This is a genomic window from Lentzea atacamensis, assembly GCF_003269295.1.
GTDB lineage: Bacteria > Actinomycetota > Actinomycetes > Mycobacteriales > Pseudonocardiaceae > Lentzea > Lentzea atacamensis.
Map to the genome: position 1 here is coordinate 62528 of NZ_QLTT01000016.1, position 21917 is coordinate 84444.

General features: G+C 68.6%; 23 protein-coding genes, 1 tRNA gene and 1 other RNA gene. 16 read left to right on the forward strand and 9 right to left on the reverse strand.

Annotated elements, in window-relative coordinates:
* Positions 1–3: 3 nt before the first annotated feature.
* From C8D87_RS43305 to C8D87_RS43320, 4 genes are all read right to left on the reverse strand, one after another.
* Positions 4–195 (reverse strand): hypothetical protein, encoded by a 192-nt coding sequence (locus C8D87_RS43305; RefSeq protein ID WP_146772089.1) that lies wholly within the window; start codon positions 193–195, stop codon positions 4–6.
* Positions 196–674: 479 nt separating this feature from the next.
* The gene (locus tag C8D87_RS43310; protein ID WP_112232380.1) at positions 675–1688 is read right to left on the reverse strand and encodes a tyrosine-type recombinase/integrase; all 1014 of its coding nucleotides are present in this window, start codon (positions 1686–1688) and stop codon (positions 675–677) included.
* Positions 1685–2149, reverse strand: a complete 465-nt coding sequence (locus tag C8D87_RS43315) for an AbrB/MazE/SpoVT family DNA-binding domain-containing protein (RefSeq protein WP_233442564.1) — start codon at positions 2147–2149, stop codon at positions 1685–1687. The genes C8D87_RS43310 and C8D87_RS43315 overlap by 4 nt, the downstream gene beginning before the upstream one ends.
* Before the next feature lie 96 nt (positions 2150–2245).
* A tRNA-Leu gene (locus tag C8D87_RS43320) sits at positions 2246–2328 on the reverse strand.
* Positions 2329–2590: 262 nt separating this feature from the next.
* Here C8D87_RS43320 and C8D87_RS43325 point away from each other — a divergent pair.
* Positions 2591–3655 (forward strand): bifunctional RNase H/acid phosphatase, encoded by a 1065-nt coding sequence (locus C8D87_RS43325; protein ID WP_112232424.1) that lies wholly within the window; start codon positions 2591–2593, stop codon positions 3653–3655.
* Here C8D87_RS43325 and C8D87_RS43330 read toward each other — a convergent pair.
* The gene (locus C8D87_RS43330; RefSeq protein WP_112232382.1) at positions 3648–4169 is read right to left on the reverse strand and encodes an NAD(P)H-dependent oxidoreductase; all 522 of its coding nucleotides are present in this window, start codon (positions 4167–4169) and stop codon (positions 3648–3650) included. The genes C8D87_RS43325 and C8D87_RS43330 overlap by 8 nt on opposite strands.
* Before the next feature lie 175 nt (positions 4170–4344).
* Between C8D87_RS43330 and rnpB the strand changes: the two genes are divergently transcribed.
* An RNA gene (rnpB, locus tag C8D87_RS43335) (RNase P RNA component class A) lies at positions 4345–4725 on the forward strand.
* A 54-nt stretch (positions 4726–4779) separates the two neighbouring features.
* Here the strand turns inward: rnpB and C8D87_RS43340 are convergent.
* Positions 4780–5979: a S8 family serine peptidase gene (locus C8D87_RS43340; RefSeq protein WP_112232384.1), complete on the reverse strand. Its 1200-nt coding sequence runs from the start codon at positions 5977–5979 to the stop codon at positions 4780–4782.
* 106 nt (positions 5980–6085) lie between these two features.
* Between C8D87_RS43340 and C8D87_RS43345 the strand changes: the two genes are divergently transcribed.
* Positions 6086–7216 (forward strand): threonine synthase, encoded by a 1131-nt coding sequence (locus tag C8D87_RS43345; protein ID WP_233442565.1) that lies wholly within the window; start codon positions 6086–6088, stop codon positions 7214–7216.
* A gap of 96 nt (positions 7217–7312) precedes the next feature.
* Here the strand turns inward: C8D87_RS43345 and C8D87_RS43350 are convergent, their stop codons facing one another.
* Positions 7313–7576 carry a hypothetical protein gene (locus C8D87_RS43350; RefSeq protein WP_233442566.1) on the reverse strand — a complete coding sequence of 88 codons (264 nt, stop codon included), beginning with the start codon at positions 7574–7576 and terminating at the stop codon, positions 7313–7315.
* 413 nt (positions 7577–7989) lie between these two features.
* Here C8D87_RS43350 and C8D87_RS43355 point away from each other — a divergent pair, with 413 nt between their 5' ends.
* The 12 genes from C8D87_RS43355 (at position 7990) to C8D87_RS43410 (ending at position 19132) form a co-directional block, all read left to right on the forward strand.
* Positions 7990–8268 carry a hypothetical protein gene (locus tag C8D87_RS43355; RefSeq protein WP_170154763.1) on the forward strand — a complete coding sequence of 93 codons (279 nt, stop codon included), beginning with the start codon at positions 7990–7992 and terminating at the stop codon, positions 8266–8268.
* A gap of 3 nt (positions 8269–8271) precedes the next feature.
* On the forward strand, positions 8272–8742 hold the full coding sequence (locus tag C8D87_RS43360; protein ID WP_109632721.1) for a hypothetical protein: 471 nt from the start codon (positions 8272–8274) through the stop codon (positions 8740–8742).
* Positions 8717–11572 carry an ATP-binding protein gene (locus tag C8D87_RS43365; protein ID WP_211337168.1) on the forward strand — a complete coding sequence of 952 codons (2856 nt, stop codon included), beginning with the start codon at positions 8717–8719 and terminating at the stop codon, positions 11570–11572. The genes C8D87_RS43360 and C8D87_RS43365 overlap by 26 nt, the downstream gene beginning before the upstream one ends.
* Positions 11569–13431 (forward strand): hypothetical protein, encoded by a 1863-nt coding sequence (locus C8D87_RS43370; protein WP_112232388.1) that lies wholly within the window; start codon positions 11569–11571, stop codon positions 13429–13431. Before C8D87_RS43365 ends, C8D87_RS43370 begins: the two co-directional genes overlap by 4 nt.
* Before the next feature lie 12 nt (positions 13432–13443).
* Positions 13444–14037, forward strand: a complete 594-nt coding sequence (locus C8D87_RS43375) for a hypothetical protein (protein ID WP_109632725.1) — start codon at positions 13444–13446, stop codon at positions 14035–14037.
* Positions 14038–14040: 3 nt separating this feature from the next.
* Positions 14041–15042 carry a C40 family peptidase gene (locus C8D87_RS43380; RefSeq protein WP_112232390.1) on the forward strand — a complete coding sequence of 334 codons (1002 nt, stop codon included), beginning with the start codon at positions 14041–14043 and terminating at the stop codon, positions 15040–15042.
* Between the two features lie 18 nt (positions 15043–15060).
* Positions 15061–15534, forward strand: a complete 474-nt coding sequence (locus C8D87_RS43385; protein WP_109632729.1) for a hypothetical protein — start codon at positions 15061–15063, stop codon at positions 15532–15534.
* Complete coding sequence (locus C8D87_RS43390) at positions 15531–15725, forward strand: hypothetical protein (RefSeq protein ID WP_109632731.1); 195 nt, start codon at positions 15531–15533, stop codon at positions 15723–15725. The genes C8D87_RS43385 and C8D87_RS43390 overlap by 4 nt, the downstream gene beginning before the upstream one ends.
* Positions 15726–15759: 34 nt before the next feature.
* On the forward strand, positions 15760–17157 hold the full coding sequence (locus tag C8D87_RS43395) for an RNB domain-containing ribonuclease (RefSeq protein ID WP_112232426.1): 1398 nt from the start codon (positions 15760–15762) through the stop codon (positions 17155–17157).
* 76 nt (positions 17158–17233) lie between these two features.
* The gene (npdG, locus tag C8D87_RS43400; RefSeq protein WP_109632733.1) at positions 17234–17899 is read left to right on the forward strand and encodes an NADPH-dependent F420 reductase; all 666 of its coding nucleotides are present in this window, start codon (positions 17234–17236) and stop codon (positions 17897–17899) included.
* Complete coding sequence (locus C8D87_RS43405; RefSeq protein WP_112232393.1) at positions 17899–18660, forward strand: helical backbone metal receptor; 762 nt, start codon at positions 17899–17901, stop codon at positions 18658–18660. Before npdG ends, C8D87_RS43405 begins: the two co-directional genes overlap by 1 nt.
* Positions 18661–18709: 49 nt before the next feature.
* Positions 18710–19132, forward strand: coding sequence for a ricin-type beta-trefoil lectin domain protein (locus C8D87_RS43410; RefSeq protein ID WP_109632737.1), 423 nt, complete (start codon positions 18710–18712; stop codon positions 19130–19132).
* Here C8D87_RS43410 and pip read toward each other — a convergent pair.
* A complete protein-coding gene (gene pip / locus C8D87_RS43415; RefSeq protein WP_112232395.1) occupies positions 19129–20070 on the reverse strand; it encodes a prolyl aminopeptidase in 942 nt (313 codons plus the stop codon). The two genes, C8D87_RS43410 and pip, sit on opposite strands and share 4 nt — an antisense overlap.
* 18 nt (positions 20071–20088) lie before the next feature.
* On the opposite strand from pip, the gene C8D87_RS43420 reads away from it, so the two are divergent.
* Positions 20089–20946, forward strand: coding sequence for a glutathione S-transferase family protein (locus C8D87_RS43420; RefSeq protein WP_109632742.1), 858 nt, complete (start codon positions 20089–20091; stop codon positions 20944–20946).
* Positions 20947–20955: 9 nt separating this feature from the next.
* On the opposite strand, the gene panB is transcribed toward C8D87_RS43420, so the two are convergent.
* On the reverse strand, positions 20956–21810 hold the full coding sequence (panB, locus tag C8D87_RS43425; RefSeq protein ID WP_109632745.1) for a 3-methyl-2-oxobutanoate hydroxymethyltransferase: 855 nt from the start codon (positions 21808–21810) through the stop codon (positions 20956–20958).
* Positions 21811–21917 lie beyond the last annotated feature (107 nt).

The following is a 21917-nucleotide window of genomic DNA, read 5'->3' on the forward strand; positions in this document are numbered from 1 at the left end:
GTCTTACAAGGTCTCGACGAGCTTCCTGAGCGGTGCGGCGAGTGTCCACTGCTTGCCCTCGACGCCACCAGAAGCCTGCCCGGCAACGGTGAGTCCGAAGTGGTCGGCGGCGTGGCTGAGGTTGTCGTGCATCCACTGCCGGAACCGAGCGTCGGCATCGCTCAGGTCCACGGTATGGCCGGCGCGGTCGAGCATGGGTTGGAGTTGGTCACGCTGTTCGGACACGGGATCCCTTGGCCCTTGGTGCTCGCCGAGCACGATGTGCGGCTTCCTTGGTACCGCTTGGAAAACCTCCAAGCGAGGAGCCGAACGGCTCATGACCCGAACGGGGACGTGTTGAGCGAGTTGTCGCCCATGCCAGTGCGTTCACCGCTCAGCCACGTCGTTCATAGTCTGAAGAGCTACTTCAACCTCACACGGCACCCTTCACCCGCGCGCCGATGCCTTGATTGACTGTTCGACCCGTTCCTCATGGCAACGAGTCCGGTCTTGGTGGCGGATGTTGACCAGTTGTCAGCTCACCTGTCTTCACAGTTGCTTCAGTGTGGATCGAAACCAACATCATCACGCGCAACACGTTGACCTGCTGTCAAACGAACTGCCAAGATCGTGAGTCGGGGGTTGCCTGCTGCCTCGCTGAGGGAGCAGGCAACCCCCGACTGGTCTGGATTGAGTTACGTAGCCAGGGGATGGTGCTCGCCGGTGAGTGCGGCGAGTGCTGTGGCGACTTCTTCGAGGGTGGCGCGGATGTAGGTGGTGGTGCTTCCGGCGTCGGTGTTGGTGTCGTTGTGTCCGGCGTAGGCGCGGGCGACGGCGTAGCCGAAGTGTCGTTCGACCCAGGTGAGTGTGGTGTAGCGGAGCCAGTGGGTGCTGACGCCTTGTTTGCCGGCCCAGGTGAGGCTGTCGCCGACGCGGTTCCAGAGGTGGTCGTAGCGGTGGTAGGTGATCGGGCGGCCGTCTGCGTAGCGGAGCAGGCGTCCGTTCATGGGTGCGCCGCGGTGTTCGACGTGCTGGAGCAGGTGCCACATCAGGGTGGGGGAGACCGGTTGCCAGCGTGAGGTCTCGCCCTTCTCGCGGAGGTAGACCAGGCACTGCTCTTCGTCGAGGTCTTTGGGTCGCAACGCCAAGGCCCCGCCGCGGCGGGCGGCGGTCTCGGTGTGGAACCGGATGATCAATGAATCGAGTTGCGGGTCGTTGCCGGTGGTGGCCACGACGTCGTTGAGCTGATCCATCTGCTTGCCGGACAACGCCCGCCGATTGCTGGGCTGCCGCCGAGGCTTGGGCACTTTGGCTGCTGGATTGGCGCGTTCGTCGATGAGGTCGTCGTTGACGGCGTGGCGGTAGAGGCAGCGCAGTGCGGCGATGAGGTGTTCGGCGGCGGAGTTGCCGTTGCGGGTGTTGCGGCGGACGGTCAGGTTGGCCTTGATGTGCTGGACGAGCCGCTGGATGTCGGTCGGGGTGCGATCGCTGAGCGAGATGTCCGCCCACTGGTCCAGCACGCGGTTCCAGTACGGGCTGTAGGCGCGGCGGGTGCCGTCGCTGACGGCGGCGGCCACGACCGGGATGTACTCACCGAATGTGGGAGCCGGTGGCTTCACGGAGTTGAGCAGGTCCTCGGCGGTCACGCCCATCCGGTCGAGAACGAGGCGTGCGGCGTCGAGCTCGGCCTGGGTCGGTGCTCCGGTCATGCGTCCTCACCACCCGGCAGAACGGGGAGCAGCAACTCGTCGAGGGCGACGGGAGGGACCACCGTGATCGTCTGGTGGTCGAGTTGAGCGGCGAGGAGGACGCGGTCGCCGGAACGCAGGTGTCCGGCTCGGCGGGCGTCGGCCGGTAGGCGGACGTGGCCCTGTTTAGTGAGTTTGAAGACGCCGTGCGGGTCGGCGGTCACGGCCAGCAGGCCGTCGTGTTCGCGGATGCTCAGCCGGGTTGCGGCGGTCCAGTTCAACGCGGCGGTCATCTGGCGGTCAGCGACCCGGCCGCGATCGTCGAGCGTGGCCACGCTGTACAGAATGTTGCTCAGCCGGGGCGGACGAGATACAAGGACGGCGATGAGCGGAAGTGGCTGACCAACCGCGCGGGTAGCCACGCCCGTTGTATTTCCTGGCGCGGTGCCGGGCACGATCGGGCGGATGTAGGAAATAGTCATCGAACGCCACCTGCCTGTGGCGTCGAAACGCAAAACAGGTGCTCAAGTGGACTTGAGCACCTGCCACGTAGACGTGGCATACATGCCACATTTCCGTGTCCGAGGGGGGACTTGAACCCCCACCCCCTTGCGGGGACTAGCACCTCAAGCTAGCGCGTCTGCCATTCCGCCACCCAGACTTACCGCTCAATCATAGAGGACACCAGAGCACCCCCTGCACGGGGGTCACCGTCGACGAAGACCCCGGCGGCCGGACGGTCGAGGGCGTGGTGACGGGGCAGGTCAAGGTGGGGAGCGCTGGGCGTGACCGCGAAGGTGGCCGCATGAGGTCATGCGGGGGCTCGGGCCGACCCCCCACACCACGTACAGCTGTACCAGCACGACTCATCCACCGATGACGAGATAGGTTGGGCCGGCAGCAGAGGAGGCCGGCCGGTGAAGGTGATCGTCGAGGCAGACGGCGGGTCGCGGGGCAATCCCGGGCCTGCCGGGTACGGGGCCGTCGTCCGCGACAAGCTCTCCGGCGAGACGCTGGCCGAGCGCAAGGGGTTCATCGGCGTCGCCACCAACAACGTCGCCGAGTACCAGGGGCTGATCGCGGGGCTCAGGGCGGCGCAGGAGCTCGGGGCCGAGACCGTTGACGTGCGGATGGATTCCAAGCTCGTCGTCGAGCAGATGTCCGGCCGGTGGAAGATCAAGCACCCTTCGATGCAGCCGCTGGCGCTCGAAGCGCAGCAGCTGGCTCGCACGTTCGGGCGGATCACGTACGAGTGGATTCCGCGCGAGCGCAACCGCCAGGCCGACCGGCTGGCCAACGAGGCCATGGACGGGAACGAGAAGCCGGATGCGAGCAAGGAAGGCGACAAGCAGCCGCACTGGAGTGGTGCCACGGGTGATCCGACGCGGTTGATCCTGCTGCGGCACGGGCAGACCAGGCTGTCGGTCGAGCGGCGGTACTCGGGGCGTGGGGATCACCCGCTGACGGAGCTCGGGCTGGAGCAGGCGGCCAAGGCTGCCGAGCGTCTGTCCAAAGTGGATGGTATTGCGGCGATCATCTCGTCGCCGTTGCAACGGGCTGTGCAAACCGCTCAGGCGCTCGGCCAGAGGACGGGTGTTGAGGTCGTCACGCACCAAGGGCTCATCGAGACGGACTTCGGCACCTGGGAGGGGCTGACGTTCGCCGAGGCGGCGCAGCAGGATCCGGAGATCCACCGGCGGTGGCTCGGCGACACCAGCGTCCAGCCGCCCGGCGGGGAGAGTTTCGACGAGGTCAACGCCAGGGTGCGCAAGGCGCGCAGCGAGATCATCGCGAAGTTCGGCGGCAAGACGCTCGTCCTGGTCAGCCATGTCACGCCGATCAAGACGCTGCTCCGCCAGGCGCTCGACGTCGGGCCGCAGTTCCTGTTCCGGATGCACCTCGATCTGACGGGTGTGTCGATCGCCGAGTTCTACCCCGACGGGCACGCGTCGGTGAAGCTCGTCAACGACACGTCGCACCTCAGCTGACCTTCCGCAGGCGGGGCGTCAGGGCCAGTGTGAAACGACCGATCGCGGCCTCCAGTGCGGTGGCCGCTGCCGGTGAGCCCACGTTCCGGTCCAGCACGAACTCGCCGCGCACCACCTGGTCGGCGCCCTTGGCCGCGAGCAGCGGGTGCAGGGCGTAGTCCATCGCCACGAGGAAGCCCTGGCTGCCGCCCGTCGCGAGCGGCAGCACCGGGCGGCCTCGCAGCGCCTTCTTCGGCAGCAGGTCGAGCAACGCCTTCACCAGGCCGCTGTAGGCGGCGCGGTACACCGGTGATGCCACCACCACGCCGTCCGCGGACAGCACCGCGCTCACGGCGGCGGCGATCTGCGGGTCGCGGAGGTCCTCGGTGAGCAGGGACAACGTGGGCAACGAGCGCACGTGCAGCAAAGAAACCCGGTGTTCTGCGGCCTCCAGCGCGGCGGACACCGAGGACACCACGACGCCGGTCGGAGCGGTGGGGGTCGGCGCGCCGGAGATGATCAGCAGATCGGACATGGCAAGCACTCCCTGAGGTCGCGGGTGACAGAAAGCGCGCTCAGCGGAGGCAACACAGGCTGGCTGCCACGCGGCCGTAGTCGACGTGGCGACGTCGTGTCATGGGCTGAGTGAACCAACGTCCGGACCAGCGGACAACCGGTCTCAGCTCCTGGGATATCCTGGTGGGCGCGGATGAGTCGGCAGGGCGGCCGCGGCAGGAGACTGTCGAGGAAAGTCCGGACTCCACAGGGCAGGGTGGTTGTTAACGGCAACCAGGGGCGACCCTCGGGACAGTGCCACAGAAAGCAGACCGCCTCGGCGTGAGCCGGGGTAAGGGTGAAACGGTGGTGTAAGAGACCACCAGCGCCCCAGGTGACTGGGGCGGCTAGGTAAACCCCACCCGGAGCAAGGCCAAGAGGGCACGAAAGTGCCTGCGCGAGCGTTCGAGGGCGGCCCGTCCGATGCTCGCGGGTAGGCCGCTAGAGCCTGTCGGCAACGGCAGGCCCAGATGGATGGCCGCCAAGTGGGACGCGAGTCCCACGAACAGGATCCGGCTTACATGCCGGCTCATCCGCCCGGTCCACGTGGGACGGTGCCCCTGGCCGAAACCCGGGGCACCGTCGCACGATCAGAACGACGCGACGTTCAACAGCGGCTCGTGCGTGCTGTCCTTGTCGGTCGAGGTGTTCCAGTTGCTGGTCCCGGCGGAGCGCAGGGCCGTCTTCACGGCTGCCGGGGACGCGCTCGGGTGGGTCGCCTTGTACAGCGCGGCCGCACCGGCGACGTGCGGGCTGGCCATCGAGGTGCCCGAGATCGTGTTGTAGCCGCCGCCCTTCCAGGTCGACAGGATGCACACGCCCGGCGCGATGATGTCCACGTCCGCGCCGTAGTTGGAGAAGTCGGCGAAGGTGTCGTCGGCGTCCGCGCGGCACGTCGACGCCGCGCCGCCGCCCGGCTGGCCGTTGAAGTCGGCCAGCGCGCTGACCGTGATGACTTCCTCGTAGGTGGCCGGGACGAACGTCGCCGAGTTCGCCGCGCTGTTGCCCGCGGCCACGACGTACGTCACGCCGGCGGACACGGAGCGGCAGATCGCCTCGCGCATCGCGTCCCGGTTGGAACCGCAGGCGCTGTCGCTGCCGGAGCCGCCGAGGCTCATGTTCGCGACCTCGATCTCGTCGGCGTGCGCGGTCACGTAGTCGATGCCGCAGATGATGGCCGAGAACGAGCCGCTGCCCTGGTTGTTGAGCACGCGGACCGGCCAGATGCGGGCACCGGGTGCGACGCCCACGACGCCGGCGCTGTTGTCGAGCGCTCCGATGGTGCCCGCCACGTGGGTGCCGTGGCCGTTGCCGTCGTCAGCGCTGCGGCCGGTGGAGCAGTTCTTCGCGCCCGCCGTGTTCACGTTGAGGTCCGGGTGGTCGAGGTCGACGCCCGTGTCGATCACGGCGACGTCCACGTTCACGCGTTCGTCGGTGCCGTTGATGCGAGCGGTCGGGCTCAGTTCGGCGTCGACGCGGTCGATGCCGGTCGGCACGGTCTGCGCGGCGATCGAGGCCACGCCGTCCGGCTGCACCAGCGCGACCCGCGAGTCACGGGCGAGGCGCGCGGCGGTGGCAGCGGTCATGCGCGCTGAGTAACCGCGAACAGCCGATTGGTAGAGGTTCTCGACGGTGATTCCCGCCAGGTTGGTCACGCTGGGCACACTCACGCCGTCTTTCAGCAGCACGATGTACCCACTGGTCCGGGCATCGGCAACGGCGGGAGCGGCAGGCACGGCGGCGGCGAGCAGGACGGCTGCGAACAGGGCTTTGACGGTGAGTCGTCGCATGTCTCTCCTCAAAGGGGCTTGAGCAGGGACCACGATGCTCGCACCCGAACGGACATATTCACTAGCCCGTTCAGGTGTAATCCGGAAGAGTTGCTCCTGTATTGATATGTCTGTGCTGTCTCATCTGGAATGCGCCCGCTGCGGCCTGCACCACGACGCCGATCAGCAACAGAACGTCTGTCACTCCTGCTCCTCGCCGTTGCTGGCTCGCTACGACCTCACGAGGGTCGGCAGGCCCACCGGGGACGACAGCCTCTGGCGGTACCGCGGCGTCCTGCCGGTCCGCGGCCCCGACCCCGCGTTCAGCCTCGGCGAGGGCATGACCCCGCTCGTCCCGCTGCCCGCGCTGAGCCGCGCACTCGACGCCAAGATCCTCATGAAGGACGAGTCGCTCATCCCGACCGGCTCGTTCAAGGCCCGCGGCGCGGCCGTCGGCGTGGCCAGGGCCAAGGAACTGGGCGTCAAGGGCATCAAGATGCCGACCAACGGCAACGCCGGCGCCGCCTGGGCCCTGTACGCGGCCCGCGCTGGTCTCCGCAGCGTGATCGCCATGCCGGAGGACGCCCCGCTGATCACCCGCGAGGAGGTCGAGGCGAGCGGCGCCGAGCTCCGGATCGTGCCGGGCACCATCGCCGACGCCGCGCAGGCGATCAAAGACGTCGATCTCTTCGACGCCTCGACGCTCAAGGAGCCCTATCGCATCGAGGGCAAGAAGACGATGGGCTACGAGATCGTCGAACAGCTCGGCTGGCGCGTTCCCGACGTGATCGTCTACCCGACCGGCGGCGGGGTCGGCCTGATCGGCATTCACAAGGCGCTCAACGAGATGCGCGAACTCGGCTGGATCGACGGGCCCCTGCCGCGTCTCGTCGCAGTTCAGTCCACCGGCTGCGCGCCGATCGTCAGGGCCTTCGACGAGGGCGCGGACGAATCGGCGTTCTGGGACAACGCCTTCACGGCCGCGTTCGGCATCAACGTCCCGAAACCGTTGGGGGACTTCATCATCCTCCGCGCCATCAACGAAACCAATGGCACGGCAATAGCTGTGGACGATGGGCAGATCCTCGAAGACCGCGCGGAGTGCGCGCGACTCGAGGGCGTTTTCCTGTGCCCAGAAGGCGCTGCGACGATCAGCGCGGTCCGGGCGTTGCGCGGAAACGGCTGGCTCCAAGCGGATGACGAGGTGGTCGTGCTGAACACCGGAGCAGGCATCAAGTACCCCGGTGTCCGCCTCTGACCGCGGCGCCGGCTCCTGACCGAGATCGCCGCCCCGAAGTCGCGGCGCAGGTTCAGGCCGGCGAGAGCTACACAGCTTTCGAAAACTTGTGAACGCTCAACGCTTGGCTGGTCGCCCGGAAGGCATCCTCAGCACGGGCCGGAACGGCTCGCCCGCGTTGTAGAGCTCCTCCAACTCGGTGACATAAGCCAGCACCGCCGGATTCACGATGTCGGCCAGCGAGCGCACCCCCGCCTGAGGTTCGTAGGACGCCAGATACGTCGCCGCCGCACGCGCGCGCTCGAGCACCGACCGGTCGAAGTTGATCGTCCGCTGGACCCGGCGCCGCGATTGCGGGCCCTCCCCGGTAGGCTGATCCACGCCTGGAGCACTAGGGGAGGCTGTGATTCCGTCCACACTTCCGTCCGGCACGAGGTCAGGTTCGAGCATGGGCGAATCTCCTCGGAGTCGTCGCTCCGGGCCGCACCCGCGGCGGGGTCGCGAGCCGGCCGATCAGGGCATTCACATGGGTGTACGCGTGCGCATGTTTAACGCACGCACTGTGTGTGACCAGGGCGTTCGCAGTCGGGTGAACATTGCCAGCGACGGAGAGAATCCTGGTCCGGGTGTTCCCCACTGACGTCTCCTCAGTGATGATGTGTCGGCCAGATTAGACGTAATTCCTCCCAGGGGGAACGGCCAGATGATCTACAGCCCGCTCCAACAGCTTCACACGTCGTGACGAACTCGTGTTCTACTCGTAGCGCAAGCCCGAGCGCACTCTGGAGTACCTAATGACCGCCATGGACCTGGTGACACTCGCTCAGCAGCAGCCGCCGGTGCCGGGCACAGGCAATGTCCGCGACTGGATCCTGAACAACATCGTTCCGTTGCTCCTGCTCACCGTCGCGCTCCTGCTCCTCTGGCTGGGCGGTGGCAAAGGTGACAACGCGGGTGTCATGCGCCGCCTCGGCGGTGTGATCGTCGCGCTCGCCATCATCGGCCTCGCGGTCACGACCGACGCGGGATCGAACATCGGCAAGTGGCTCGCCGGCTTGTTCGTCGGAGGCTGACACGTGCGGGTCCGCACTGACGACGAGGTCTACCGGGTCGACGCCGTCTGGCTCGGCCCGCCCAAAGCGACTTTTCCCTGGCGCGCGCGGTACGTCGCGTGGGGCGTCGGGATCGTCGTTTTCCTCGCCGTACTCACGATCGAACGCCAGATGGGCATCGGGTTCGGGTTCTTCTCGACCGCGTGGGCCCTCGTGGCGACGATCATCCTCACACGCTTCATCACCCAGCGGATCAGCCATGAACGGCCGCTCACGGCCGTCATGTCGATGTGGGTCCGCGAGCTCACCGCACCTCGAGAGCGCACGGCAAGCACCGGCGGAGCGGCCAGCGCCGCCCGGATCCGGGTCAGCCCGCAGCGGCCTCGTCCCAAGTTGAGCAAGAAACAACGGGCGAGACAGCAGGCCCAGCACCGCCGGACGTCAGCCAGCCGTAAGAAGGAGGTTCGCGGTGTTCGGACGCCGGCGAGACCGTGACCGTCGCTCCGCCCAGCACATCGCCCAGCACGCCGCGGCCGACCCCCGCGAGCGCGCGCAGGTCTACTCCAAGCGCGGCCGCCGCCTGCCCGGCGAGCAGGCCGTCCCCAGCTACACCCCGTCGATCGCCGCCCGCAGCATCGACGGTCACCTGCTGCGCACCGGCCAGGAGGTCTACGCCTGGTACCGGCTCGCGCCGCAGCGCTGGTCGTTCCGCAGCGACTCGCAGCGCCAGGACCTGATCGCCGCGATCGCAGGCCAGTACGCCGAGCTGCAGGGCCGCTGGATGCACCTGCGGGTGACGACACGGCCGTACCCGATCCGCATGTGGGCCGAGGCGCACGTGCACAACGCCGTCAAGCGCCTGCCGGACACGCCCGGCACGCTGTCGTTCGACGACTACATGATCGGCGAGCAGCAGCAGCTCATGGGCCGCTCGATGGCGGAGAAAGAGGTCTACCTGGGCGTCCAGGTGCAGACCCGCAACATGATGGACCGCGCCGTCGAACGCGCCGCGCCCGTGCTGCGCAAGGTCTTCCCGGACGCCGTCGACGCCGAGCTGGTCGCGCTGGACTCCGAGGTCGAGCACCTCGACCAGGTCATCGGCTCCGCGGGTCTCGAAGGCCGTCCCGCGACGGCCGAGGAGATGTCCTGGCTGATGCACCGGTCGTGCTCGCTGGGCCTGCCCGCGCCGCGCAACCTGCCCGCCGTGCCGGGTGCCGCGTGGGAACCGGAGGACCTCGCGTCCTTCACCGACGCCGCGGACTTCCACCAGGAGCCGTACTCGCCGACGGTGACCGTGCGCGGCCGCACCGGCTCGAACGCGGGCATCAAGCGGCACGTCGCGGTGCTCACCGTCGGGCTCATGCACGGCCTGCAGATCCCCGAGGTCGACGACCCGTGGGTGCAGCGCGCGGACCGGCTCCCGGCCTCCGTCGAGTGGTCCGCCCGCATCTACGTGCGCAAGCCGGAGGAAGTCTCCGGCGAACTGTCGCGCCAGATGAGCAAGGTGCGCTCGCAGGTCCGCCACTACACCGACGAGCACGAGCTGGAGCCGCCGCAGTCGCTGGCCCGCCAGGCCGGTCGCGTGCTGGAGATCGACGACGAGATGACGTCGGGCTTCACCGCGCTGGGCACCCGGGTGCGCAGCTGGTGGCGGCTCGCGGTGAGCGGCCCGACCGAGCGCGAGGCGCTCCGGCTGGCCCAGCAGCTGCTGGAGCTGTACAAGCCCAAGATCGCGATCGAACACCCCGAGGCCCAGTACGCGATCGCCCGCGAGTTCATCCCCGGCGAACCGCTGTCCAACGGCGCGTACCTGCGCCGCGGTTCGGTGTTGTGGGCGGCCTCGGCCGTCCCCACGGCAACGGCCGAGGTCGGTGACCGCCGCGGCATCCTGCTCGGCGAGACCGTCACGGCCACCCGCCGGCCCGTCGCGTGGGACCCGTGGATGGCGCAGGAGCTCCGTGACGCCTCGGGTCTGACGGCGATGGTCGCGGGTCTGGGTGCCGGTAAGTCGTTCCTCGGTGGCGGCATCGTCTACAAGACGCTGCGCTCCGGCGCGCACTGGACGCTGCTCGACCCGTCCGGCCCGCTCGCGGCGCTGTGCGACCTGCCGGAGCTGCGGCCGTACGCGCGGCCGATCAACCTGCTCAACGCCCAGCCCGGCATCCTCAACCCGTACCGGGTGGTCGCCGAGCCGATGATCGAGCACTTCCTCGACGAGGACGACCCGGAACGGGCCTGGCGCCGCGAGAAGGCACTGGCCGCGGCGACCCGTCGTCGTCTGGTGCTGGACGTGCTGACGGGCCTGCTGCCCTACGAGGTCGCGCGTCTGCCCCAGACGCGCATCGTGCTGCTGCGTGCGGTCCGCACGGTCGGTGGCCGCTTCGACGCCCACCCCGGTCTCGTCTTCGAGGCGCTGCGACGGGACGCGTCCGAGCACCACGAGCACGCCGTCGTCGTCGCGGACTTCCTCGACGAGATGCGCGAGCGCATGTCGTTGCTCATCCCCGAGGAGAACCACGACCCGTACAGCGAGGTGCGCGACGACCGGCTCACCGTCCTCACCATGGCGGGACTGAACCTGCCCAAGGACGGCGTCGGCCGCGAGCACTGGACGGACGCGGAGTCGCTCGGTGTCGAGATGCTGAACCTCGCCGCGTGGCTCACCCAGCGTTCGATCTACGAGAAGCCGAAGGACCAGCGCAAGGGTGTCTGGATCGACGAGGCGTTCTTCCTCTCGGAGGTCCCGACCGGTCGCGTGCTGATGAACCGCTTCGCGCGTGACTCGCGCAAGTGGAACGTCCGTGTCCTGCTGTCGTCGCAGATCCCGGCCGACTTCCTGAAGATCCAGGGCTTCGTGGCACTGCTCGACTCGGTCTTCGTCGGCCGTCTCGACGACGACCAGGCGCAGGCGGACGCGCTGCGGCTGCTCAAGGTGCCGGTCGGCGCCGGGTACGAGCAGGTCGTCGCATCGCTCGGCCGCCGCCCCGGTGGCGAGCGCACCGCGACCGAACGCGACCGCGCGCCGCGGCAGTTCATCTTCGGCGACGGTGCCGGTGGCGTGGAGCGGATCCGCATCGACTTCAGCGGCCCGCACCTCGAGCACCTGCGCAACGCGCTCGACACGACCCCGGACGCCAAGCGCGACAACGGCTCCGGCCAGCTCGCGAAGACGGACGACGACCACGCGGCTCCTCAGCCCGCCTACGTGCCCGACGAGATCGACGACGAACTGGCGGCGGACATGGAGCTCGGACTGACGGAGGAAGAGGCCCATCTGGTGGGCCACGGTGACGGCTCCAACCGCCACCGGGACGGCGCCGCATGACGGCGCTGACGATCGTGCTGGCGATCGCCGCCTTGCTCTGGGCGAGGCGGCGGTTCTCGGTACGCATGTCAGCTCGCACGAGGTCGGTCGGCCTCGTGGCAGCCATCCTGGCTCTCCAGGTGGTACTGGGTGCCCCAGCCGCGCACGCTCAATCCTGCAACGAGGCGCCGAATCCGGAGCGGCCGGGCGCGGGCATGGTCGGCGCGCTCGACCCGCCGGTCGGCAACGGCCTGCCGGGCTCGCCGTACCTCGACTACGGCTACGCGGGCATGGTGTGGCACTACTACCAGGCCAACTGCTCGATCGTGCCGAACGCCAACGCCACGCTCGACACGTGGGCGGGCAACGAGCTGTTCAGCATCGGCAAGAACATCGTCGGCGCCACGAACGCGTTGCACTACACGGTGATGGGCCGCGGCCTGCTGGTGCCGCTGGACGATGCCGTGAAGAACGGTGTGCAGAAGGTCTACGACAACGTCTACCTGCGCTGGTTCGGCCTGGTGGCGTTGATCCTGGCGATCCTGATGTTCCGCCAGATCTGGACCGGCGACTTCGCCACGATCTCCAAACGCGGGCTCTGGGCGTTGGCGGCCATGTGGCTGGCGACGTCCACCTTGGCCCTGCCGCAGTTCTACAACCTCCTCGACAACACGCTGGTCTCCAAGACATCGGAGATCCAGGCGGGGTTCATCGAGGCACCTGAGGAACAAGGCACACTCCACGTACTGCCCACGAAGCTGCACGACGCGGTCGTCTACCAGAGCTGGCTGCGCGGCGCGTTCGGCACGCCGGAGGCACCGCAGGCCACCGAGTACGGCCCGCGCATCCTCAAGGCCCAGGCGTGGACGACGGCGGAGATCGCCGAGCACAAGGACGCGGACCAGGCGGCTCTGCAGGCGAAGAAGAACGAGTGGATCGCGCTGGAGAAACAGCTCGGCACCGCGAAGGGCTACTTCGACGGCACGGACGGCAGCCGCACCGGCGCGGGTTTCCTGGCGCTGCTGCAGTCCATCGCGTTCTCGCTGTTCCAGCTGTTCGCGAAGGCCGCGGTGCTGCTCGCCCAGCTGCTGCTGCGCATCCTCACGCTCGCCGGACCGCTCATCGGTCTCGTCGCGCTGATCCACCACGACCTGCTGCGCAAGGTCGCGCGCGCGGCCGCCGTGACGGTGTTCAACGTGCTGGTGCTCGCGGTTCTCGCGGGCGTCCACGCGTTGCTGCTGCAGGCGATCTTCAACGCGACCGGGCTCTCGCTGCTGACGCGCACGTTGCTCGGCCTGATGCTGACGCTGGTGTGCTTCGTGATCGGCAAACCGTTGCGCCGCATGTGGCAGATGGTCGAGATGTCGGTCGGCTCCGCGAGCAACGTCCTGCCGATGAGCGGCGGCATCTGGTCGAAGATGATGGGCAAGAAGAAGCCCGGCCCGTCGCCGCAGGACGAGTTCTGGGAGTCCGTGCGCGAGAACGACACCGACGGCGAAGAGGTGCCGCAGCGCGGTCGCGGCCGTGTTCGCCCGGAGGCCTCCAGCCCGGTCATGGCGACGGCTCAGCGCCTCGACCGCGACGCCCAGCCCGGTCAGATCGTCAGCGGCGGGGACGGCTACGGCGTGCGTGCCGGTGCTCTGCCGGCGGGATCGGGTCCGGCGGCGTTGCCGGTCGCCCGGTCGCGCGTGGTCGACAGCCCGCCGGTCACCGACAGGCAGTGGGACCGGGTCGACGACGCGGTGCTCGTGCCGTCGCGGTCGAACGGCTACTCGGGCCCGGTGCAGGAACCTCGCAGGGCTGAGACGGAAGTGGTGGCAGGGCGTCAGGTGCACGTGATCTACCGACCGTCGCGCGGTTTCGAAGTCAGGGACAACTGAAGGGAGGCGTAGGTGCCGATCCGAACCAACCGCGGCCGTGCCGCGGTGTACCGCAGGCTCTGGGGATGGCCGCTGCGTTCCCCGCGTCACCTGGCCGCCTCGATCATCATCTTCGTGGTGGTGGTCGTCGCGCTGGGCGTGATCATCCCGAGGGTCCTGGACCGCAAGCCCGCGACGCCCACGGTCGCCGGCCAGTCGTCGTCGCAGCAGCCGAACCAGGTCGGGCAGCTGCCCTCCAGCGGCGCCTCGCTGCCGACCAAGGCGCCGGCACCGAGCAACTCCGCGAAGGCGGCGCCGCCTGCCGCCGACGCGCAGGTGACCGCGGAGCTGTGGGCCGAGACGTGGATCAAGCCGCCGCCCAACAACGACGTCAACCAGTGGCTCAAGGAGCTCGAGGAGTACACGACGCCCGAGTTCCTCGCGCAGATGGCCACCATCGACCCGAGGAACGTGCCGGACAAGCTCACCGACAAGGTCGTGGCGGTGAGCTCCACGACGTCGTCGGTCGACTTCGAGGTGCCCACGGACCTCGGCAAGGTGCGCATCACGCTGGTCAAGTCGCCCGGCGGCAAGTGGTTGGTGAACAGTTACACGAAGGCGGACTGACCCATGCGGCTCATGTTGCTGGTCGGGGCTCTCGTCGCGGTCGTGGTGATCGCGGTCGCGACGTCTGGCGTGACACAGGTGGTCAGCAACTCCACGAACCCGGCGGCCGTCGGCGGGCTCAAGCTGATGAGCTGCAACGCGGCCATCGGGCCGTGGGACGCGGGCGGCGGCGACAAGGGCCGTCATGACGCGTCGCGGCTCAACGAGGAACAGCGCAACATCGTCGCGCGCATCATCTCCATCGGCCAGGAGCGCAAGCTTCCGCCGCTCGCGTGGCAGATCGCCATCCAGGCGGGCATGACCGAGTCGGGCCTGCGCCCGCTGAACTACGGCGACCGCGACTCGCTCGGCATCTTCCAGATGCGCCCGTCGATGGGCTGGGGATCACCCGCCGAGGTGATCGACCCGACCTACGCGATCAACAAGTTCTACGACGTGCTGCTGAAGGTGCCGGACTGGGAGACCAAGCGGCCCGGCGACTCGGCGCAGGCGGTGGAGCGCTCGGCGTACCCCGACCGCTACCACAACTGGGAGGCCATGGCGGCCTTCCTGCTCGGTGAGCTCGGCCAGGTCACCGACCCGGCCGGCTGCGGCGCGGGCGCCGGTCAGTTCCTGCTGGCGTCGAACGCGGCGGGCGTGGCCATCCAGTTCACCAAGGAGCAGCTGGGCGAGCCGTACCTGTGGGGCGGCAACGGCCCGGACGCGTGGGACTGCTCCGGAATCCTGGTGAAGGCGTTCGCCGCGGCGGGCGTGAAGATCCCACGCGTGGCGAACGACCAGTACGAGAAGGGCGGCGCCCACCTTCCGGTGCGCGAAGCCCAGGCAGGCGACCTGATCTTCTGGGCGACTGACACGAACAACCCGCGAACTGTGCACCACGTGGGCATGTACCTCGGCGGAGACGAGTACATCCACGCGCCACAGACGGGTGACGTCGTGAAGATCAGCAAGATCAACTGGAACTATTACGAGTTGATGCCGCTGGCCGTCCGGCCGGGCGTGTAGATCGCGGGGAGGCGCTGCATGTTCAACCACGACCCCATCCCGAGGCCTTCCGGACCGCCCGCGTCGAGCACACCGGTGCGTGACTACATGGCTGCCGGTGGTCCAGGGATGTCGTCCGACTACGTCGTCGTCCCGCGCGCGCTGGCCGAGGCGATGCCGTTGCCCTGGCAGCAGCACATGACACACCTGCTCGCCGAGTTCCACCGCACCTACGGTCACCTGAACTGGCCGATCTACCGGGTGGTGCCGTCCCGCTACGAGAAGCTCGTGGACCTGGACGAGGACCAGCTGGCCGAGGTCGGCGCGATCATGGAGATCGACTCCGACGGTTCTCTCGTCTACCGGGACCGCTCCGGGCGTAAGATCGAGAACGCCGAGGACCGCACGGTGCTGGTGTCGTGTTTGGACCCGATCCCGTCGGAGTACGCCAACGCCAACCAGTCAACGCCGCCGCGGGGATTCCCGGCGCCTTTGGGAGGCGAACGCCGATGAGCGACAAGAGCGGTTGGTTCTACTGCCTGACCCACCAGACGGTCGAGCAGGGCAAGGGCTGCAAGGGCCCGGACCGCATGGGCCCCTACCCGGACGAGGCCACCGCGGCCCGCGCGCTGGAGATCGCCCGCGAACGCACCCGCGCGGCCGACGAGTCCGACAAGAAGTGGCGCGGCGACGACGAGGACTGAGGTCCTGATTCCCTAGGCTGTGCGGGTGGCTTCCATGGTGATCCGCACGGGCCGTGCGGACCTGTCCTTCGACGGCATCCGCACGGAGTTCGGGCTGCGGCCGGCGTTCCCCGCCGCAGTCCTTGCCGAGGCAGAGGCGGCGGTGTCCCGACCGGTGGGAGACCGCCCCGACCTCACCTCGATCCCGCTGGTGACGATCGACCCGCCCGGTGCCAAGGACCTGGACCAGGCGTTGTGCCTGGAACGGACCTCCACGGGCTTTGTCGTGCACTACGCGATCGCGGATCTCGGCGTGTTCGTGACGCCCGGAGGGGCACTCGACAGCGAGGTCCGGCAGCGCGGCCAGACCATGTACCTGCCCGACGGCAACGTGCCGCTGCACCCGACCGTGCTGTCCGAGGGCGCGGCCTCTCTCCTGCCCGGCGTGGTGCGGCCCGCCGTGCTGTGGACGTTCACCTGTTCAGCTGAAGGTGTGCCGACTTCGGTCGAGGTGCGACGCGCGCTGGTGCGGTCGCAGGCGCAGTTCGACTACGCGTCGGTGCAGGAGACGTTCGACACCGGCAACCCGCACCCGTCCGTCGCGGCGCTGGCCGAGTTCGGTCCGTTGCGGCGGGCGCTGGCCCGTTCGCGCGGGGCGATCGAGCTGCAGCTGCCGGAGCAGGAGATCGAGTCCAACGGCTCCGCCTGGAAGCTGGTGACGCGGCCGCGGGCCCTCGTCGACTCGTGGAACGCCGAGATCTCGCTGATGACCGGGATGGCGGCGGCGTCGATCATGCTGGAGGCCAGGGTCGGGATCCTGCGCACGCTGCCGGATCCGGATGTCGCGGCTGTGGCGGCGCTGCGGAAGTCCGCGGCGGCTTTGCGGGTGCCGTGGCCCGCTGACGTGTCGCCGGGGGCGTTTCTGGCCGGGCTGGACGCTTCTCAGCCGGAGGCCTTGGCGCTGTTCACGGATGCCACGCGGTTGTTGCGAGGTGCGGGGTACTCGGCTTTCAACGGTGAGGTTCCCGAGGTTGTGACGCACGCAGGCGTTGCGGCGCCGTACACACACGTCACCGCGCCTCTTCGTCGGCTGGTGGACCGGTTCGCCACGGAGGTTTGCCTGGCGGTGACGGCGGGGGAGGAGCTGCCTTCGTGGCTGGCGGAGGCGTTGCCGCAGCTGCCGTCGTTGATGGGGGCGTCGGACTCGCTGGCCGCGAAGGTGGAGCGGGCGTCGCTGGACCAGGTCGAGGCCTGGGTGCTGGCCGGACGGGTGGGGCAGGAGTTCGAGGCCGTGGTGATGCGGGCGGGGGAGCAGGAGGCCGAGATCTTCGTGGCCGCGCCGCCGGTGCTGGCCAAGTGCGCTGGGAAGCGGCTGCCCGAGGGGGAGCGGATTCGGGTGCGGCTGGCTGAGGCGGATCCTGTTGAGCGGCGCGTGAGGTTCGAGCGCGCTTGAGTGCGCCCGGCACCACATCCGAGCGCAACGTCACGTTGCCCAGCCCGTCCTCGGCCGCCCGTGTGAAGATGCACGGGTGACAGAGATTCGTGACCTCACCGTTGGCGTCCTGGGCGGCACCGGAGCCCAGGGCAAGGGCCTCGCGATCCGCTGGGCCAAGGCGGGCCTCAAGGTGATCATCGGTTCCCGCAGCGCCGAGCGGGCCGAGCTGGCGGCCAAGGAGATCGTCGAGGTCGCCGGCGGCGACGTGCGGGGTGCGGACAACTCCGACTGCGCGGCCGACTCGGACATCGTGCTGGTCGCCGTTCCGTGGGACGGTCACGGTGACCTGCTCCAGAGCCTGCGCGACCAGCTCGCCGGGAAGATCGTCATCGACTGCGTGAACCCGCTCGGCTTCGACAAGCAGGGGCCGTTCGCCCTTCCCGTCACCGAGGGCAGTGCCGCCCAGCAGGCCGAGTTGCTGCTGCCGGAGTCGCGCGTCACCGCCGCTTTCCACCACGTGTCCGCCGTGCTGCTGGCCGACCTCGCCGTGTCCGAAGTGGACATGGACGTGCTCGTGCTGGGCGACGACCGCGAGGCCACGGACACCGTGCGTGAGCTGGCCGAGCTGGTGCCTGGCTTCCGCGGCGTCTACGGCGGCCGGCTCCGCAACGCTCATCAGGTCGAGGCGTTCACCGCGAACCTCATCGCGATCAACCGCCGTTACAAGACCCACGCCGGTCTGAAGATCACGGGAGTCTGATGCTGCCCGTCGACGACCTCGGTGAGCCGGTGGTGCTCGACCAGCCGGCCCGCGTGGTCAGCCTGGTCCCCTCCATCACCGAGGCCGTCGCGGTCAGCGTTCCGTCCGCTCTCATCGGCGCGACGGACTACTGCACCCATCCATCCACTTTGGATGTTTCACGCGTCGGCGGCTCCAAGTACCCGGACGTCGACAAGGTCATGGCGCTGAACCCAGACCTCGTCATCGCAAACTCGGAGGAGAACCGCGCCGAGGACGTCGATCGGTTGCGCGCCAACGGCATCCAGGTCTGGGTGACGGAGGCTCCGAAAACCATCCCCATGGCCCTGAAGTCGCTGCGGCGGTTTTTCGGCACCGCGTGGGACCTCGAACCGGACTGGCTGCGGCAGGCCGAGAACCTGTGGCGGGAGACGAAACCGGCGAGGCTCACCGCGGTGATCCCCGTCTGGCGCCGCCCCTGGGTGGTCGTCGGCCGCGATACTTTCGCCACCGACGTGTTGCGGCGCTTGGGGATCGAGAACGTCTACGCCTCGGACGACGAGCGCTACCCGCGGCCGAGCCTGCAGGAGCTGAACGACCGGCGCCCTGACCTGGTGATCCTGCCCGACGAGCCGTACGTGTTCACCCACGAAGACGGCCCGGAAAGCTTTCCCGGTCTGCCGTACGTGCTGGTCAACGGCCGACACCTGACCTGGTACGGCCCTTCCCTCGTCGAGGCCCGGGAAAGCCTCGAACGGGCCCTCGACTACGGCCAGGGTTGACAACCGTAGGTGGATTCGCGGCACTCGTTGCGCTGACAAGATCTTCGCCATGGGGAAACCAGCCGCGATCATCGCGACCGCCGCAGCCGTCACGACTCTCACCGCCGTCCCGGCCCAGGCCGAGCCGATGGTCCAGTACCAGCTCGCCGGCAGCAACCGCTGCCTCGCCGACAGCGGCACCGACATCGTGCTGAGGGCCTGCAACGAGACAGTCATCAACCAGATCTGGATCGTCCCGAACACCGACGCGGACGTGCCGCACAACAGGGCCACCGGCAACTGCCTGACCGCCACCACCTCGGGGAACGTCCTGGGCCAGGACTGCGGCACCGGCAACCAGCGCTGGCGCCGCGAACCTGTCACCAGCACGTCCTTCCGGTTCCGCAACATCGCCACCGGCAAGTGCCTGACCGCTCAGGTCACGGTTGCCGCGTGCACGACGTCGAGCGCGAAGTGGAACGGTCTGCGCTAGTCGCGGAGCCGGTCCGTGGCCGCCAGCAAGGCGGACAGGATGCCGGGCTCGTCGTAGGCGTGCCCGGCGTCCGGCACCAGCACCAGTTCCGATCCCGGCCAGGCCTTGTGCAGGTCCCAGGCCGACACCGCGGGCGTCGCGATGTCGTAGCGCCCCTGCACGATCACGCCGGGAATGTCCCTCAGCCGCCCGGCATCCCGGATCAGCTGCCCCTCCTCGAACCACCCGTTGTTCACGAAGTAGTGGTTCTCGATCCGCGCGAACGCCAGCGCGTACGAGGGCACCGCGAAGTCCGCCACCAGTTCGGGCCGCGGCAGCAACGTCACCGTCGCGCCCTCCCAGGTGCTCCACGCGACGGCGGCCGGGCCGTGCACCTCGGGATCCGGGTCGGCCAGCAGCTTCGCGTACAGCTCGACGGGATCGCCGTCGAGTCCGGAGATCGGCTCCATGAACTTCTCCCACAGATCAGGGAAGAGGTTCGCCGCCCCACCGCGGTAGTACCAGTCCACTTCGGACGAACGCAGCGTGAAGATGCCGCGCAGCACCAGTTCGGTGACCCGCGAGGGGTGCTTCTCGGCGTACGCCAGCGCCAGCGTCGAACCCCAGGACCCGCCGAACACCTGCCACCGCGAGATGCCGAGCGACTCCCGCAGCAGTTCCATGTCGGCGACGAGGTGCCAGGTCGTGTTCAACGACAGATCGCCCGACTCGGAGGCGTGTGGCAACGAGCGCCCGCACCCGCGCTGGTCGAACAGGACGATCCGGTAGGCGGACGGGTCGAACAGGCGGCGGTGCGACGGTGAACACCCGCCACCGGGGCCGCCGTGCAGGAAGACGACGGGCTTGCCGGACGGGTTGCCGCACTCCTCCCAGTACACGAGGTTGCCGTCACCGGTGTCCAGGTGACCTGACGCGTGGGGCTCGATCTCCGGGTACATGGGCCTATCGTCGACGACATGGCGCAGTTCACGAAGGAGACCTCGACCACCGGGGCGTTCGTCCGGCAGCCCAACCGCTTCACCGCGCGCCCGGAGCCCGAACCGGGCCGCTACCGGCTCGTCGTCAGCCTCGCCTGCCCGTGGGCGCACCGCGCGATCATCGTCCGCAAGCTCCTGAAGCTCGAAGACGCCATCTCGCTCGCGGTGGTCGACCCGATCCGGGACGAACGCGGCTGGCGCTTCCCCGAGACCGACCCGGTCTTGGGCATCGACTTCCTCAAAGAGGCCTACGACAGGGCTGACCCCGGCTACGACGGCCGCGTCACCGTCCCGGCGCTCGTCGACACCACCACCGGCGAGGTCGTCACCAACGACTACCCGCAGATCACGCTGGACTTCAGCCTCCGCTGGCGCCCGGACAGCACTCTCTACCCGGAGCACCTCAGGGATGAGATCGACGCCTGGATCGAGCCGATCTTCCACAACGTCAACAACGGCGTCTACAAGGCGGGTTTCGCCACGTCACAGGAGGCCTACGAGGAGGCGTACACCAACCTGTTCGCCGAGCTGGACCGCATCGAGGAGCACCTCGGCAGCCACAGCCACCTCGTCGGCGACCAGCTCACGGAGGCCGACATCAGGCTCTGGACCACGCTGGTCAGGTTCGACGCCGTCTACCACGGACACTTCAAATGCAACCGGGACAAGCTGACCGAGATGCCGAACCTGTGGGCGTACGCGAAGCGCCTCTACGCGATGTTCGGCGACACGGTCGACTGGGACCACATCAAGCGCCACTACTACGTGACGCACCACCAGATCAATCCGACCGGGATAGTGCCGGCGGGCCCAGACCCGGAGGTCTGGACCCGCTGACGAGAAACCTCAGTGGAAGGTGTGCTCGGGACCGGGGAACTGGTGCCCGCGCACCTCGTTGGCGAACTCGGTGGCCGCGCCCAGCATGATGTTGCCGATGTCCGCGTAGCGCTTGACGAACCGAGGCGCCTTGCCGCGGTTCAGGCCCATCATGTCCTGCCAGACGAGCACCTGGGCGTCGGTGTCCGGACCGGCGCCGATGCCCACGGTCGGGATGACCAGGTCGTGCGTGATCTGCTTCGCGACCTCGGCGGTCACCATCTCCAGCACGACCGCGAACGCGCCCGCCTCCTGCACCGCGATCGCGTCCTGGAGCACCACGTCGTGGTTCTCGTGACGCCCCTGCACGCGGTAGCCGCCCAGCTGGTGCTCGGACTGCGGGGTGAAGCCGATGTGCGCCATGACCGGGATGCCCGCGGCGGTGATCGCGCGGATGTGCGGCGCGAAGTACGAGCCGCCCTCCAGCTTGACCGCGTGCGCCTGGCCTTCCTTCATGAACCGGACCGCCGTCGCGACAGCCTGCTCGACCGACACCTGGTAGGAGCCGAACGGCAGGTCAGCGACCACGAGAGTGCGCTTGACCGAGCGCGTCACCGCGCGTACCAGCGGGACCAGTTCGTCCACCGTGACCGGCAGCGAGGTGTCGTGCCCGTAGACGGTGTTCGACGCGGAGTCGCCGACCAGCAGGACGGGGATGCCGGCCTCGTCGAAGATCGAGGCGGTGAACGTGTCGTACGCGGTGAGCATGGGCCACGGCTCGCCGCGTTCCTTCATCTCACGCAGGTGATGGACGCGAACCCTCTTGGCGGGGGCCTTCTGGCCTGCTCCGCCGGCGTAGGGCGCGGAAACTTCGGCATTGGTCATCGTCGACCGTTCCTTTCCTCGAGGCCCGCGTGAGCAGGTCCCCGGGCGCGTTGTGCACGGTTGCCGAAGACCAGAGTGACACCGTTAGCCGGAAACAGGTCGTAGAT